At 67.8% G+C, this 14,874-nt stretch carries 8 protein-coding genes; 4 read left to right on the forward strand and 4 right to left on the reverse strand.

The genetic code is table 11. The features are described from left to right. Positions 1-17: 17 nt before the first annotated feature. The 3 genes from LQZ87_RS01375 to LQZ87_RS01385 form a co-directional block, all read right to left on the reverse strand. A complete protein-coding gene (locus tag LQZ87_RS01375) occupies positions 18-6,131 on the reverse strand; it encodes an Ig-like domain-containing protein (RefSeq protein ID WP_230101644.1) in 6,114 nt (2,037 codons plus the stop codon). A 118-nt stretch (positions 6,132-6,249) separates the two neighbouring features. Continuing rightward, positions 6,250-6,822, reverse strand: coding sequence for a DNA-3-methyladenine glycosylase I (locus LQZ87_RS01380; RefSeq protein ID WP_230101645.1), 573 nt, complete (start codon positions 6,820-6,822; stop codon positions 6,250-6,252). A gap of 84 nt (positions 6,823-6,906) precedes the next feature. Continuing rightward, the gene (locus tag LQZ87_RS01385; protein WP_230101646.1) at positions 6,907-8,961 is read right to left on the reverse strand and encodes an acyl-CoA dehydrogenase; all 2,055 of its coding nucleotides are present in this window, start codon (positions 8,959-8,961) and stop codon (positions 6,907-6,909) included. A gap of 286 nt (positions 8,962-9,247) precedes the next feature. Here LQZ87_RS01385 and LQZ87_RS01390 point away from each other — a divergent pair, with 286 nt between their 5' ends. Continuing rightward, a complete protein-coding gene (locus LQZ87_RS01390; protein WP_230101647.1) occupies positions 9,248-9,655 on the forward strand; it encodes an OsmC family protein in 408 nt (135 codons plus the stop codon). A gap of 38 nt (positions 9,656-9,693) precedes the next feature. On the opposite strand, the gene recQ is transcribed toward LQZ87_RS01390, so the two are convergent. After that, positions 9,694-11,721: a DNA helicase RecQ gene (gene recQ, locus LQZ87_RS01395; protein WP_230101648.1), complete on the reverse strand. Its 2,028-nt coding sequence runs from the start codon at positions 11,719-11,721 to the stop codon at positions 9,694-9,696. A 67-nt stretch (positions 11,722-11,788) separates the two neighbouring features. Here recQ and LQZ87_RS01400 point away from each other — a divergent pair, with 67 nt between their 5' ends. The 3 genes from LQZ87_RS01400 to LQZ87_RS01410 all read left to right on the forward strand — a co-directional run bounded on the left by LQZ87_RS01400 (position 11,789) and on the right by LQZ87_RS01410 (position 14,837). Further along, positions 11,789-12,112 (forward strand): GNAT family N-acetyltransferase, encoded by a 324-nt coding sequence (locus LQZ87_RS01400; protein ID WP_230101649.1) that lies wholly within the window; start codon positions 11,789-11,791, stop codon positions 12,110-12,112. Next, on the forward strand, positions 12,109-13,056 hold the full coding sequence (locus LQZ87_RS01405) for a pirin family protein (RefSeq protein WP_230101650.1): 948 nt from the start codon (positions 12,109-12,111) through the stop codon (positions 13,054-13,056). Before LQZ87_RS01400 ends, LQZ87_RS01405 begins: the two co-directional genes overlap by 4 nt. A gap of 194 nt (positions 13,057-13,250) precedes the next feature. Further along, a complete protein-coding gene (locus LQZ87_RS01410; protein ID WP_230101651.1) occupies positions 13,251-14,837 on the forward strand; it encodes an HNH endonuclease signature motif containing protein in 1,587 nt (528 codons plus the stop codon). Positions 14,838-14,874: the final 37 nt, after the last annotated feature.

Here is a 14,874-nt window from a genome sequence, read left to right on the forward strand (position 1 = left end):
GCTGTTTCTTTCTCTCGCTAGTACCAGGTCATCGCGTCTGCGTAGCCCCAGCCCTCGATGCGGACTCGAATCGAGTGCCCAGGGCTTCCGTAGAAGCACGAGAGCTCGACCTTGCCGTTGGCCGGGACGTATTTGCTGCTTCCGCCGAACTCGCCGCCGTCGTTGCAGAACAACCGGTAGTTGCCCGCAGGGAAGTTCGTGACCTGCAGCGCCACATAGGCGCACGATGACGTGTTGCAGGCGCCGGACCCGCCCCAGCCGGGAGGCCAGCTGCCGGGCGTCCCCTTGACAGTCTTAGCCGTGGGCTCGGGCTTCTTATCGGTCGTCGCGCTGTCGCTCGCGACCGACGACCAATTCTTCCCGTTGTCGTTGCTCACCCGCACGTCGATCGTGAACTTCTGCGAGTACGGGGCGCCGACGGTTCGCGAACCGGTGTTGCTGACGCCCTCCCAGTTGCCCGAAGCCCCTGGGCCGCTGACCCTGATCTGCGTGTCGGTGAGTGCCTTGCCGTTGTTGCCGTTGTTGCCCCACGAAACGGTGACGTTCGAGCCGTTGTTCCGCGCACCGGCGCTCGGCTGCGGCGGGACGCCGTACGGGGTCACCGAGTTCGACCTGGCGGACTCGGCGCCGGTGTAGCTGCCGGTGCCGGTGTTCGACAGAGCGCGCAACTGCAGCGTGTACGGTGTGCCGTTGTTCAGTCCACCGATCGTAGTGCTGGTGAGGTTCTGCCAGCCGCCGCTGTTCAGGCTGTACTGGTAGGTCAGTTCGGATGCTTTGGCACCGTTGCGCTGCTCGGCCGACAGCTCGTACGACGAGGTGATCGTGAGCTGGCGGTCGCCCACGGCGATCTTCGGAGTGTTCGGGGCATCAGGGCGGATCGCGCCGCGGCGCTCGGCGGACGCCGGGCTCCACTGACCCCAGTCGGCCTTGTTCTGTGCGCGCACGATGTACGAGTACCCGGACTCAGAGGTCGGCACGACCACGGCCTGACTCGTCTGCCCTGCCGGTACCGAGACGGTCCGTACCGTCGTTCCACCCTCGAGAACCTGCAACTGATAGCCCGAGATCGGTGCGCCGTTGTTGTCCGGAGCAACCCAGTTCACCTGCATCTGGGCCTGGTCCCCCACCGGGGCGAGCTCGGCGGTCGTCGGCGCGCCGGGCTGCATGGGCGGACCCGCCGGGATCTCGGCCAGAGACCAGCCGCTGTAGGTCGACGGCTCCGGGGCACGGTTCACGGCCTGCACCCGCACCTGGTACGAGGTGCCGTTCTCGAGGCCCTCCCAGGTGAGCGAGTTGCCGGTCACACCAGTCTTCTCGGTGACACCCGACGGCGGCGCCGGCGAGATCTGCAGGTTGTACGACTCCACGGGCGAACCGGGCGTCGTCGGAGTCGTCCATGCGACAGCGAGGCTCTTGTCGCCGAAGACCAGCGTCGGCGCGACAGGAGTGTCGGGGCGCGCGTCAGGACGAGCGACTTCCGAGGCCCCGGACGGCTCGGAGTCGCCGACGCGGTTGGTCGCGACCACCTGGAACGTGTACTCCACGTTGTTGGTCAGTCCGTCGAGCGTGCACGTGGTCGATGCGCACTCCTTGCTGTAAGCGCTGCCCGACGTGCTCGAGACCGTGTACCGGGTGATCTCGGCGCCGTTGTTGGACGGCGCCGAGAACGACACCACGACTGTGCGGTCCTGAACACTCGTGACCTGCGGTCGCCCCGGCGCCTCTGGCACGCCCTGCACGGTCAGGACGATACGGCCATCGACGTGGCGGTCGGAGTCCTCCGTGGCATCCTCGATCGTGTAACGGAGCACGAGGGTTCCCACGAACTTCGCACCCGGCGTCACCTGCACCTGATCGCCCACGACTTCGGCTGTGCCCACACCCGTCTCGGTGTTGACCGTGAGGACATCCAGCGGGGTGTCGGGGAACGGGTTGAAGTCGTTCGCCAGCACCGGAACCATGATGGTCTCGCCCTGATCGGCCTGGTCGATCGTGTCAGTGTTCGCGGTGGCGAGCTCACGCGTCGACGCGGTCACGTTGACGACGACCGTGCCCTCGATCGGGTCGGTCTCGCCGTCCGAGACCCGAATCGTGAGGGTCTGCGACGTACCTTTCTTCGCGTTCGACGCGGCTTCGACGGACAGCGTGGAGCCTTCGACGCGCGCACTCACGCCTCCGTCGGCGCTGCCGATCAAGTCGTAGGAGTGCTCACCCTGATCCTCGGGATCCGGATCGGTCGTCAATGCAGCCAGGTCGAGGGTGCTCGCATCCTCACCCGGCGCGACGTTCACCTCACCGCCAGTGAAAGTCGGCTGCTGGTTGTCTGGTGGCAGCACCGTGATCGGGATCGTCAGAACGGACTTCCGGCCCTCAGGGTCGTCCGGTCCCGAGCCGTCTGTTACCTCGAACGAGATGCCGTCCTCGCCGAAGTATCCGGCGGCCGACGTGTAGACGAGGGTGCTGCCGTCCTTGACCAGGTCGGCGCCGTCGGCGTGCGATGCGCTGACCTTGGCGTGCTCGGTGATGGTCACGGTGCCGCCGCCGGCGACCGTGACGTACTCGTCGAGCGGGAGCTCCTTGGTCTCGCCGCTGATCACTTCGACCGGCTTGGTCGAGGTGAGTGCAGGGCGCAGGTCCTTCACCGCCGGAACGAAGATGAACGCCGAGGTCGACAGGTCGTCGCGGTCGGTGAGCGTGTAGCGGATGAGTTGCATCTTCTCGCTGACGGTGACCCGCACCTTGCCGTCTTCGAGCAGCGTTCCACCGTTCGCGACCGCGATGTCGAGCCCATCGGTCGTTCCGTCTGGATCCTCGTCGTTGGCCAGGATGTCGACGTCGGTGGTGAGTCCGCCGTCCGTGAGGTCTGCGGGGAGCACGCGGTCGTCGCGGGCGATGGGCGCCAGCAGCGGGACGTCCTCGTCGACCGTGATCTGCAGCACGGCCTGTGCCGAGGCGCCGCGTGCATCTCTGATCGTGTACTGCAGCGATGTCTCGACCGGGCGGTTCGGCGCCTGCACGAGCACACGGTCACCCGACACACGCGCACCCAGCCCGTCGAGATCCGGCACGACCAGTCCGTCGTCCTTGACGAGCGCGATCTCATCGCCCTCAGGATCGGAGTCGTTCAGCATGACGGGCACGGCGATCTCACGACCGGGCCTCACGACGACGGCATCCTTCACCGCATACGGCGCCTGGTTCACGTCCTCCGGCGCTGCGATGCCGACGCGCACCGTCGCGGTGCCCTCCTTGCCGAGGCGGTCGCGCACGCGGTACGAGAACGTGTCGACGCCTGACGAGTCGGCGTACGCCTCGTAGACGAAGTAGTTCTGGGCGACCTCGAGGATCCGACCCTTGACGGGGCTCGTGGCAGGACCGATCAGCTCGACGGAGTCGCCGTCCTCATCGATGCCGTCCAGTGGCACGGCGATGTTGATCTTGTTCCCGCTGAGCACGCGGGTCGTGATGTCCTTCGGGCGCGGGGCGGCGTTCTCGTCCTGCTCCGGGACGATCTGGATCGTGATGTACCCGCCCACCTTGTTGCCGCGGGTGTCGGAGACCTCGTACGTCGCGTAGACGGTCTTCGCCTCCGGGCCCGCCTTGAAGCGCACGGCATCCTGCGAGACGAAGATCTCGCCGTCCTCGGGGTCGACGAGCGGTTCGATCAGGTCCGACTCGAGAGTCAGAGCGTCGCCCACCGGGCTGGAGTCGTTCGCCAGAACGGGGATCGTAACGACGTCATTCACGCGGACGACCGCTTTGTCGGGATTCGCGATCGGCGGCAGGATCTTGTCAGGCGCCGGGATCGGGATGACGATCACCTCGCCCTCAGCCGTCTTCGACCCGTTCGAGATCCGATAGCTGATGCGCACCTGCTCATCGAGCGCACCCTGGTCGCCGATGCGGAGGGACTCGTGGTTCAGCACCGAGACCGAGATCCCGCTGCCCGGCTCGACGCTGACCGACTGGATGACGAGGATTCCACCGGACGGATCGGTGTCGTTGTTGAGCACGCCCAGCAGCACTTCGCCGCCCGTGGGCAGCAGCGCGACATCGCGGACGGCGATCGGCGGACGATCCTCGGCCGTGGCATCCTCGACGTCGACGCGCACGATGCCCGGCACGCCGTTGGGGCCGGCCGCGACCTCGTACAGCACGTAGTAGGTGCCGGGGGTCGGGGCGCTGAACGTGAACGTCGCGTTGGAGTAGTCGGGGTCGATCGTGGCGCTCGGCGACTCGGCGCCGTTGACGCGGGTCAGGCGCAGCGGTTCGCGCCCGGAGCTCGAGTCGTTCGCGAGCGGCGAGACCGTGACCTGCTCGCCGGCGCGGGTCGTGACGTGGTCGGCGTTGGTCTTCGGCAGCGTCGATCCCGCCGGACGCACGTCGAGCACGAGCGTCCCAGCGGCGGCCTCGCCCAGGGCGTCCGCCACCACGACCTGCACTTCCTTTCGACCCTGCAGGCTGGCCGTCGCGCGGTAGGTGATCTGGCCGTCGGTCGTGAATTCGACCTCGTCGCCCGGGGCAGCGGTGACCTCACGGAGGTAGATGTCGTCGCCCTCGGGGTCGATCCAATCCGGGAGGATGTTGTACGAGATCGTGCCACCGGTCTCGATCGCCAGCGTCGTGGTGCGCTTCGGCTTGGGCGCCGTGTTGGTGTCCCAGTCCTTCACCGTCAGCGAGACGGTTGCGGTGTCCTTGCCGTTCGGGCGGCCGTCGGTGGCCTCATAGGTGAAGGATGCCGACCCAGAGGCGTCCTCGCCGACGGCGATCTGCAGCGACCCACCGTCGTAGATCGGCTGCACCTCGCCGATCGAGGGCTGGTTGCCAGCCAGGGCTGCGACCAGGACGTCGCCGTCCGCGTCGTTGTCGTTGTCGAGGACCGGCAGCGCCGTCGTCTGGCCCGGGCGCACCCCGTAGGTGTCGTCTTCGGCGACCGGGGGCGTGTTGACGTCCGTGCGCACCGGGAGAGTGGTCTCGACCGTCTCCTCCGTGGTGTCCTCTTCGTCTTCGGTCTCGCCCTCCGGAGGGGTGAGGTCGTCCCAGTTGTCGACCTGCTGCAGGCTCTCATCGGTGAGCCAGGCGGCGCCGCCGACGGTGTCGTTGAGGATGATGACATCGCGGTTGACGCGGAACGTCAGGGACGCCGAGGCGTCGATGCCAGGGATCTTCTCGTGCACGTCGTCCCCGTCGCCGGGGCAGTCGCGCAGGAACTGGCCCGAGCCGGCCCAGGCGCCGTACGTGCAGCCGAGCAGCGAAACGGGGGCGGCAGGTGTTCCCTGACCGCCGGCATCCGTCGACTTCGGCTCGCTGCCGTCGAGCGGAACCTCGATGAACTGCGACGCGGTCGCCACGGTCACGGCATCCGTCTCGGCTGACGCGAACTGCAGAACGGCCGAGTCGGCCTCGGTGATCTCGGTGCGGAACCCCCCAGGGGTCATGACCGCGCTGTCGGCTGGCGAGAGCACGACGGGCGTCGCGCCCACCGCCGTGATGCTCGGCGCCACCGAATCATCCAGCTCGCCCAGGGACGACGTCGACGGTTCGAGCGCTTCGCCCTGGTTGTCGACGGGGATCGTGACGACCTCGCCCTTCTCGCCCGAGACCGCGTACACGGTGCCGTCCTGGCCGACGGTGACATCGGAGTTCTTGCCGAGCTCGACGGTCGGCTCTGCGCCCTCGAGCTCGAATCCGGAGATGCCCTTGACCGGGACGACGAACAGGTTTCCGGATTGCGTGTCGAGGATCGCGGTGGTCTGCTCACCGAGCGCGACCTTGGCGTCGCCGGGAATCGTGGTGCTGTCACCGAGCAGTACGCGCGCAGGGTCGACGGCAGTGAGGGTCGCGTTCGAGCGATCGGTGACGAGGATGGTCGACTCGTCCTGCACGATGTCGAAGCTCTCGCCCGTCGTGCGCAGCCCGCCGTCGAGCAGCGTCGACTCGTTGTTGAAGTGGCCGACCATCAGGGATGAGGACTTCGTGATCCAGACGCCGCCGTCGTTCAGGTCGACCTTGGTGGTCGGATTGCCCTCATAGGCGAATGCGAGGGTGCCGATGGCGAGGAACCCCGCCGTCACGGCCGCAATGGATGCAGCCGTCTTCGGTTTCGCGCGCAACCACGACAGCGCCTTCATCCTCGGTATCCCCCCGGTGTACTTCGTAGGTGCATGACGGATCTGTCACGACCCGGGCGCACCGGTACATCCTAACCGCCAGTTCTGAACCGTACGACGGGCAGAATTACCCATCTGATCAGGCCGCGCGCCAGCATCCATCGATGTGATCGTCGATCATGCCGGCGGACTGCATGAGCGCGTACATCGTGGTCGCCCCGACGAATCGGAATCCGCGACGACGCAGCTCCTTGCTCATGGCCGTCGACTCCGCCGTCACGGCGGGCACGTCGGCGAACGCGGTGGGCCGCGCTCTGGATGCCGTCGGCGCGAACGACCACATCAGCTCGTCGAGCTCGCCATCCGCCATCTCTGTCACGAGGCGGGCGTTGCCGATCGTGGCGAGGATCTTGGCACGGTTGCGGATGATGCCGGCATCCAGCATCAGGCGTTCGACATCGTCGTCGTCGAAGACCGCGACCTTCTCGGGCTCGAACCGCTCGAAGACCTCGCGGAACCGCGGGCGCTTGCGCAGGATCGTGATCCAGCTGAGCCCGGCCTGGAAGCCCTCCAGCGCCATCTTCTCGAACAGCGCGCGATCGCCGTGCAGCGCGACGCCCCACTCCTCGTCGTGGTAGCGCTGGTATTCGGCATCCGCCCCGACCCACGCGCAGCGCGCACGTCCGTCAGCGCCGGTGAGGAGGGAGGTCATTCCCCCAGCGTACGTCCCGAGAAATCACCTGGAGCGCGAGACATCACCTCAGTCATGGTGTCTCGCGCCGCACATGGTGTCTCACTACTTCTTGGCGGCCTTCTTGAGCGCCTTCTCCGAGACGGGCGCCTCGCCGGATGCCTCGAGGTCGGCGTAGTAGGCACGGGCCTCGTCCTGGCGCTGCTGCTCGATGCCGCTGGCGATGGGGGCGCGGACGTGCTCGGGCTCGTATCCGAACGCGTTCACCAGGTCGAGCGCGTGCGGGCGCAGACGCAGGCACAGCCGGTCGATGTAGCTGGACACCGCTGCCGCACGCTGCGTCGAGAGGCGTCCGTTGATGATGTGCCAGGCGAGGTGCTTCTCGATGAGCTGCAGGCCGAACAGGTCCCGGAGCCAGGTGAGCACCTGACGGGTGTCCTCGTCGGGGATGCTGTTGACAGCGTCGGTGAACGCCTCCCACTGCAGCAGCTCGCCGTGAGCACGCGCGGCCTCGATGAGGTCTGCCTGGTTCTCGTTGAAGAGCTTCTCGCCCAGCACCTTGTCCTTGCCCGCCGGGCGCAGGCGGCCGGCGATGTCGGCCACCATCTGCTGCACGCGGTCGGCGAGCAGCTCGTGCTGCTGCTCGGCACGCAGACCGTTCTCGACCGAACGGGCGGTCGAACCGAAGTCGGCGATGTTCTGACCGAAGCGGCGCAGGCCAGCACCGTGGAACACCTTTCCGGCGGTCTGGCCGACGGCGTACTTCGCGAGGGCCGCGGCATCCTTGTCCTTGAACTGCTTCGCGAAGTCGGTGAGCAGGCGCTTGCCGACCAGCTGCAGCAGGACGTTGTTGTCGCCCTCGAAGGTGACGTAGATGTCGAGGTCCTGGCGGAGCCCGACCAGACGGTTCTCGAACATGAAGCCGGCGCCGCCGCAGGCCTCTCGGGCCTCCTGCAGGGTGTCGAGCGCGTGCCAGGTCGACAGCGGCTTGAGGGCCGCGGCGAGCGTCTCGAGGTCCTCGCGGTCATCCGGGGTGTCCGTGCGACCGGAGAAGACGCCGTCGAACTTCTGCAGGAATTCGTCGTGCGCGAAGATCTGTGCGTAGGTGGTCGCCAGTCGCGGCAGAAGTCGGCGCTGATGCTTGCCGTAGTCGAGGAGCACGACCTCCTGCCCGTCGGCACCGTCGAACTGGCGGCGCTGCGTCGCGTAGGTGATCGCGATGTAGAGGCCGAGTGCGGAACCCCACGATGCCGCGCCGTCGAGGGACACGCGCCCCTGGACGAGAGTGCCGAGCATCGTGAAGAACCGCCGACCGGGGCTGTCGATCGAGCTGGTGTAGACGCCGTTCTCGTCGACGTCACCGTACTTGTTCAGCAGGTTGGTGCGGGGGACGCGGACGTGATCGAAGGAGAGACGGCCGTTGTCGATGCCGTTGAGTCCGCCCTTCAGCCCGTCGTCCTCACGGCCGATGCCTGGGAGGTCGTTGCCGTCCTCGCCGCGCAGCGGCACGTAGAAGCAGTGCACGCCGTGGTTCACGCCGTTGGTGATCAGCTGCGCGAAGACGGTGGCTGCGATGCCGTGCAGAGCGGCGTTGCCGAGGTACTCCTTGGTCGCGCCGCGGAACGGGGTGTTGATGATGAACTCGTCGGTCTCTGCGTCGAACGTCGCGGTGGTGCCGACGGCTGCGACGTCGGAGCCGTGGCCGATCTCGGTCATCGCGAAGGCGCCGGTGATCGACAGATCCATGATGCCGGGGAGCCACTTGTCGTGATGCTCCTGCGTGCCGAGCTGCAGCACGGCAGAGCCGAACAGACCCCACTGCACACCGGCCTTGATCTGCAGGCTCGGGTCGGCGGCGACGAGCTCTTCGAATCCGGAGATGTTGGCGCCGTTGTTCTCCTCGCCGCCGAACCGCTTCGGGAACGCGCGGTGCACGGCCTTGTTCTGCACGAGCAGGTGCAGCTGGCTGAGGACGCGCTCTCGGTGATCGTCCTTGCCGAGGGAGTCATCGCGCCAGAACGCGGAGTCCTTGATCATCTCTCGCGCCGTCCGACGCGTGTCGGCCCAGGTTCCGAGCAGCAGGTCTTCGACGCGCTTCACATCGATGCGCGGGCTGGTGCCTTCGGTCTTCTGCGAAGTGCGGACGGCGGCGTCGACCATGGTGTTCCTCTCAGAGAGAAGTAAGGATGCTTCAACCGTAGGACTCCTCCAACCAGCATCCAACGCGCCTGTATGGTCCCTCCAACCGTTCTTGCGGGCGCGGCACAGGTGGGTTGTCGCGAGCCGACAGGTTGCGGGCGTTCGGGGCGTGCTTGCGCGGTGCGGACTTCGCGATGGGAGAAGAGTTTCGCGGCTGCTCACGCCGCGGAGCCGGCGAACTCCTTCTTCCATCGATCCGGCCGCGGCCCGGAGGGCCGAGACCGCGGCGTACGGTGGAGGGGTGGGCATGAGATACCGGACACAGGCGAGCAACCGTGACGGCGGAGTCGGCGTCAGCAGCGTCGCGGGCGGCATGAGTGTCGCGGTGGCGTCACCGCTGAACCCGGATCGCGATCCGGAGGCGAGCAACCCGGAACAGCTGCTCGCCCTCGCGTGGGCGACGTGCCTGAACGCCACAGCGCGGGTGTTCGTCACGCGCAAGCAGCGCACCGCCGTGCGCGTCGAGGTCGAGTTGCACGATGCGTCCGATGGGCCCGGCTACGAGTTCCACGTCGACGCGTACTTGTCGGTGGAGGGGGCGGATGCCGCGGAGACCGAGCACGTGCTCGCCCAGGCACACGCCCGCTGCCCCGTCTCGAAGCTGCTGAAGGATGCCGCGACCGTCGCCGTGCACGCGGAGCCGTACTCGGGTTGACATCCCGCGGGTCGAAACCTCCGCGTCCCCGCCACAGCTCAGTTCGCGGCGACCACCGAGAGGACGGCGTCGCCGTACGCCTCGCGCTTCTTCTCACCGATGCCGGTGATTCCGTCGAGATCCCCCATGGATGCCGGGCGCAGCTCGGCGAGCGCCCGCAGGGTCGCATCGCCGAACACGATGTACGCCGGTTTGCCGATCTCGCGGGCTGTCTCGGCTCGCCACGCCCGCAGCGCCTCGAACAGCGAGCGGTCGCCTTCTGCCACGGCATCCGATGCGGCCGACGTCTTACGAGCGCGACTGCCCCCGCTGACCCGCCCCATGGTGTCCTTGCGCAGCGGCACCGGGGTCTCGCCCTTCAGCACGCCGCCCGACGCCTCACCGGGAGCGAGGGTGCCGTAGTCGCCCTGGGCGACGAGGATGCCGCGTGCGAGCAGCTGCCGCACGACGCTGCGCCAGTCCTGATCGGAGAGGTCGGCGCCGATGCCGTAGGTCGCGAGCCCGTCGTGCTTCTGTTGGCGGATGCGGTCATTCGAGGAGCCGCGCAGGATGTCGATGAGGTGCCCGGCGCCGAAGGCCTGGTTGCGCTCGCGCTTGAGCCGGACGATCGTCGAGAGCAGCTTCTGCGCCGGGACGAGGCCGTCGAACGTCTCCGGCTTCTCGAGGCAGGTGTCGCAGTTGCCGCACGCGCCGGAATTCTGGCCGAAGTAGTTCAGCAGGTTCTGGCGGCGGCACTCGACTGTCTCGCACAAGGCGAGCATGGCGTCGAGATGCTGCCCCATCCGCATCTTGAACGTGCGATCGCCGGGGCTCTGATCGATCAGACGGCGCTGCTGCACGACATCGCCGAGCCCGTACGCCATCCACGCCACTGACGGCTCGCCGTCACGGCCGGCGCGACCGGTCTCCTGGTAGTACCCCTCGACGGACTTCGGCAGGTCGATGTGGGCGACGAAGCGGACGTCCGGCTTGTCGATTCCCATGCCGAACGCGATCGTGGCGACCATGACGACGCCGTCCTCACGAAGGAACCGCGACTGGTTCGTCGCTCGCACCTCGGCGGGAAGGCCAGCGTGATACGGGAGCGCGTCGAAGCCCTGAGCGGCGAGATAGCTCGCGGTCTGCTCGACGGACTTGCGGCTGAGGGCGTAGACGATACCGGCTGCGCCCTCGGGCATCGAGCGGATGAAGGACACCAGCTGTTTGCGCGGATCGACCTTCGGCACGATCCGGTACTGGATGTTGGGGCGGTCGAAGCTCGCCACGAAGTGCTGGGCGTCGTCCAGGTTCAGACGCTCGGTGAGCTCCTTGTGCGTGGCGCGGGTCGCCGTGGCGGTCAACGCCATGCGCGGCACGCCGGGGAACCGCTCGCCGAGGTCGCCGAGCGCGAGGTAATCGGGGCGGAAGTCGTGACCCCACTGCGACACGCAGTGCGCCTCGTCGATCGCGATGACGCTGAGGATGCCGCGCTGCAGCAGGCGGGTGGTGGCCGGCGAAGACAGCCGCTCCGGCGCGACGTAGATGAGGTCGAGTTCGCCGGCGAGATACGCGCGCTCGACTTCGGCGCGCTCGGAGGCCGCCTGCGTCGAGTTCAGGTACGCGGCGTTCACGCCGTTGGCGCGCAGCGCGTCGACCTGGTCGTGCATCAGCGCGATGAGCGGGCTGATCACGAGCCCCGTGCCCTCTCTGACGAGCGCCGGCACTTGGTAGGTGATGCTCTTTCCGCCACCGGTCGGCATGAGGACGACGGCATCCCCGCCGCCGATCACCTGCTCGACGATCGCGGCCTGGTCACCGCGGAACGCGTCGTAGCCGAAGACCGTGTGCAGCGCCTCGGCGGCGGTCGCGTAGCGCGACGGCGTCGCTTCCTTCTGGGCGGATGCCGGCACGGCAGCCGTCACCGGAGTCGACGGGCCGTCGCCCCAGTCGAGGGGCGGCTCGTAGCCGGCGCCCTGCGGCTCCCAGTCCATGTCTTCGGGTGGTGGGGCGTCGTCCCACGGAGCATCCGGCCAGGGCAGATCCTCGTACGGGTCACCGGGTGACCGGCCATCGGGGTTCTGGGGCATCCCTCCAGCGTAACGACCCGCGCCGACACAGGCGGATCTAGGGTGGGGATAGAGCAAGGGAGCAGCCATGACCGACGAGCCCACTGTCACCCGCAACGCAGACAACTCTCGTTACGAGATCCACATCGGCGACGTCCTCGCCGGGTTCGCCGAGTACAAGGAGCGTCCGGGCGAGATCCTGTTCGTGCACACCGAGCTCGATCCGGCTTTCCAGGGCAAGGGCCTGGCGCCGATCCTCGCCGCGCAGGCGCTGGCGGATGCCGTCAGCTCCGGTGCGACGATCGTCCCGTACTGCCCGTACATCGCCCGCTATCTGAAGCGCAACGAGGTCGAAGGCGCGACGATCCGCTGGCCCCAGCTTCCGGACGACCCGACCGCGGCGGCGGAATGATCGGCCGGCGCAGCATCCTGCTCGAACCGCGCGAGGTGCCCCTCGGCGGCGTCCGGGCGATGAACGTGCTGCGCACACTTCCCAACCGCGACATCCCGACCGTCGGTGCGTGGTGCTTCCTCGACCGGTTCGGGCCGGATGAGGTGCGCATGCGCGTCGAGCCGCATCCGCACATCGGCCTGCAGACGGTCACGTGGCCGCTGGTCGGCGAGCAGCGCCACCGCGACTCGGAGGAAAACGACGTCACGCTCAGGCGCGGCCAGCTGAACCTGATGACCGCCGGCGACGGCATCTCGCATTCGGAGTACTCGCTGGGCGACGGTCCGGCGCCGCTGGATGCCCTGCAGTTCTGGGTGGTGCTGCCCGAGTCGGCGCGGCACGGCGGGCCCGGGTTCGAGCAGCATACGTCGCTGCCTGCGGTGACTCTGCCGGCGGCTTCGGGAGAGGACGCCACCGCGACCGTCGTGCTCGGCGAGTTCGCCGGCGTGCGCTCGCCCGCGACGGTGTACACGCCGATCGTTGGCGCAGAGATCGCTCTCGCCGCCGGCAGTCGGGTCACTCTGCCGCTCGATGCGGCGTGGGAGCACGCCGTCGTCCTGGTCGACGGCGACGTGGCGGTCGCTGTGGACGCTGAAGACGACGAGCGGATGCTGTCGCACAACGACATGCTCTATCTCGGCGACTCCCGCACGTCCGTGACGGTGTCGAGCGAGGCCGGCGCGCTGATCTTCGTCCTCGGCGGGGAGCCGTTCGAGGAGGACCTAGTGATGTGGTGGAACTTCGCCGCCCGCACGCATGATGAGATCGCGCAGGCGCGCTCGGACTGGGAGACGCCGGATGCTTCGGCCGCACGATTCGGCCGCGTCGTGAATCACGGCGACGAGCGCATCCCAGCGCCCGAGTTGCCCCACGTGACCCTGAAGCCGCGGCGGCGGCATATCTGACGAGGTCGCTCGTTCTTCTGACTCAACGGAATGTCCACGCTGCATCTCGCTGCGGCAACGCGTCGGCGTTCAACTCACACAAGCCCAGCGCGACATCCGACCGAGGGCAGATTGCACGGAGACCAGGCCTTTTCGCGCCGAAACGATCACATTTTCCTCTTGTCAATCTCGTACGTATGTTCTAAACTGAGTACATGGCAACGCTCAGCCCGACTACTCAAGCAATCGAGGATTCCCTCGTGCTTCAGGGCGAGCTGCTCGACGAGTGGGTCGGCGTCGGCGCCCGGATCGGAGCGCTGGAAGCGGAGCGCGTAGAACTGCTGGCGCGACGCCTGGATCTGCTCGCGCAGGACCGGTTGGCCGGTGACGAGATGGCGTTCCGGTCGATGTGCGCCGAATACGCCGCGGCCGGGCATCTCTCCCCGTCGACGTTCGCCGCCCACATCACCGCAGCGTGGATGCTGGCGCGTACACTCCCCGCGACGTTCGAGGCCCTCCGCGCCGGAACGATCAGCAAGCGTCACGCCGATGTCATCGTGGCCGCAGCTCCGAAAGTGTCCGGGGATGCCGACGCCGACCGCATCCGGGCGGAGTACGAGGATCGGGTCGTCCCGTTCGCCGAGCGGGAGACCCCGGCCCGCACCCGGGCTGCAGCGCGCGAGGTCGCCGCAGCCGTCTTCCCCGAGGGCACCGTCGAGCAGCACCGGCGGGCCAGAGGCGACCGCGCCGTGACCGTCAAGCCCGACGGCGAAGGGATGGCGGTGCTCATCGCGATCCTCCCCGAAGTCCTCGCCTACGCGATCCACGACCGGCTCACGACAATGGGCAACGAGGTCATCCAGTCACGCCCGAAGGGCCAGCGCCGCCCCCGACGCTCCACACTCGAGAAGATCCGCGCCGAACGCGAGACCGCGCTCGCGCAGCAGGAACCCTCCGGCCCTCCCCCGTCTGACGCCCTCGAAGACGAGCTCCTGCGCAGGTTGGAACGCGAGTTCGACGAGACCCCGCCGTGGGAGGACAGCGGTGACGCGGCCGCCACCGTCGCCGCGTCCATTCCGCCGACCCACATCGACGACGCCTACATCGACCGCTTCGACCAGTCCTGCCCGACCGGCGATGACGACGACATCACAGCTTTCTACGAGTCCACGCCGACGCACGACGGGTACGGCCCGCTCGAACACGACACCCGCACCCTCGATCAGCTGCGCGCCGACCTCCTCGCCGACATCCTTCTCACCACAACCCCCTCCAGCGTCACGGAGACGTCGCTCGAAGCGATCAAGGCAACCGTGCAAGTCACGATCCCCGCCTCAGCCCTCAGCAGCAGGGAGGACGCAAGCGACGACAGCCTCGCGCTCCTCGACGGCCACGGCCCCATGACCACAGACGCCGCCCGGATCCTCGCCGGCCACGCCACCAGTTGGGACCGCGTCTTCGTCGACCCCCGCGGCATGGTGGTGGAGACGGACAACTACGTCCCGACGGCGGGGATGAAACGATATCTGCGCGCCAGGGATCAGCACTGTCGCTTCCCCGGATGCCGCGCGCCCGTGCACCGCTGCCAGAACGACCACAACCACGACCACGCCAAAGGCGGACCGACAGCACTGGACAACCTCGCCCTGTTCTGCACCAGCCACCATCCGCTCAAGCATCCCGATGTGGATGATCGTGATCGATGGTCCGCGAAACAGCTCGATGACGGCGTCATCCTCTGGACCAGCCCACTCGGACGCACCTACACCGACGAGCCTCCGCTGCGCGTGATGTTCGTCTGACTGCACCGTTCGCCTGAAGACACTGAGAGGGCGCCCC

This window comes from Microbacterium sp. Bi121 (assembly GCF_918698005.1).
Classification (GTDB): Bacteria; Actinomycetota; Actinomycetes; order Actinomycetales; family Microbacteriaceae; genus Microbacterium.

Coding starts and splice junctions, on each gene's coding strand:
- LQZ87_RS01390 (WP_230101647.1), top strand. CDS start 9,248: ATGAGATACCGGACACAGGCGAGCAACCGTGACGGCGGAGTCGGCGTC.
- LQZ87_RS01380 (WP_230101645.1), bottom strand. CDS start 6,822: ATGACCTCCCTCCTCACCGGCGCTGACGGACGTGCGCGCTGCGCGTGG.
- LQZ87_RS01410 (WP_230101651.1), top strand. CDS start 13,251: ATGGCAACGCTCAGCCCGACTACTCAAGCAATCGAGGATTCCCTCGTG.
- LQZ87_RS01385 (WP_230101646.1), bottom strand. CDS start 8,961: ATGGTCGACGCCGCCGTCCGCACTTCGCAGAAGACCGAAGGCACCAGC.
- recQ (WP_230101648.1), bottom strand. CDS start 11,721: ATGCCCCAGAACCCCGATGGCCGGTCACCCGGTGACCCGTACGAGGAT.
- LQZ87_RS01375 (WP_230101644.1), bottom strand. CDS start 6,131: ATGAAGGCGCTGTCGTGGTTGCGCGCGAAACCGAAGACGGCTGCATCC.
- LQZ87_RS01400 (WP_230101649.1), top strand. CDS start 11,789: ATGACCGACGAGCCCACTGTCACCCGCAACGCAGACAACTCTCGTTAC.
- LQZ87_RS01405 (WP_230101650.1), top strand. CDS start 12,109: ATGATCGGCCGGCGCAGCATCCTGCTCGAACCGCGCGAGGTGCCCCTC.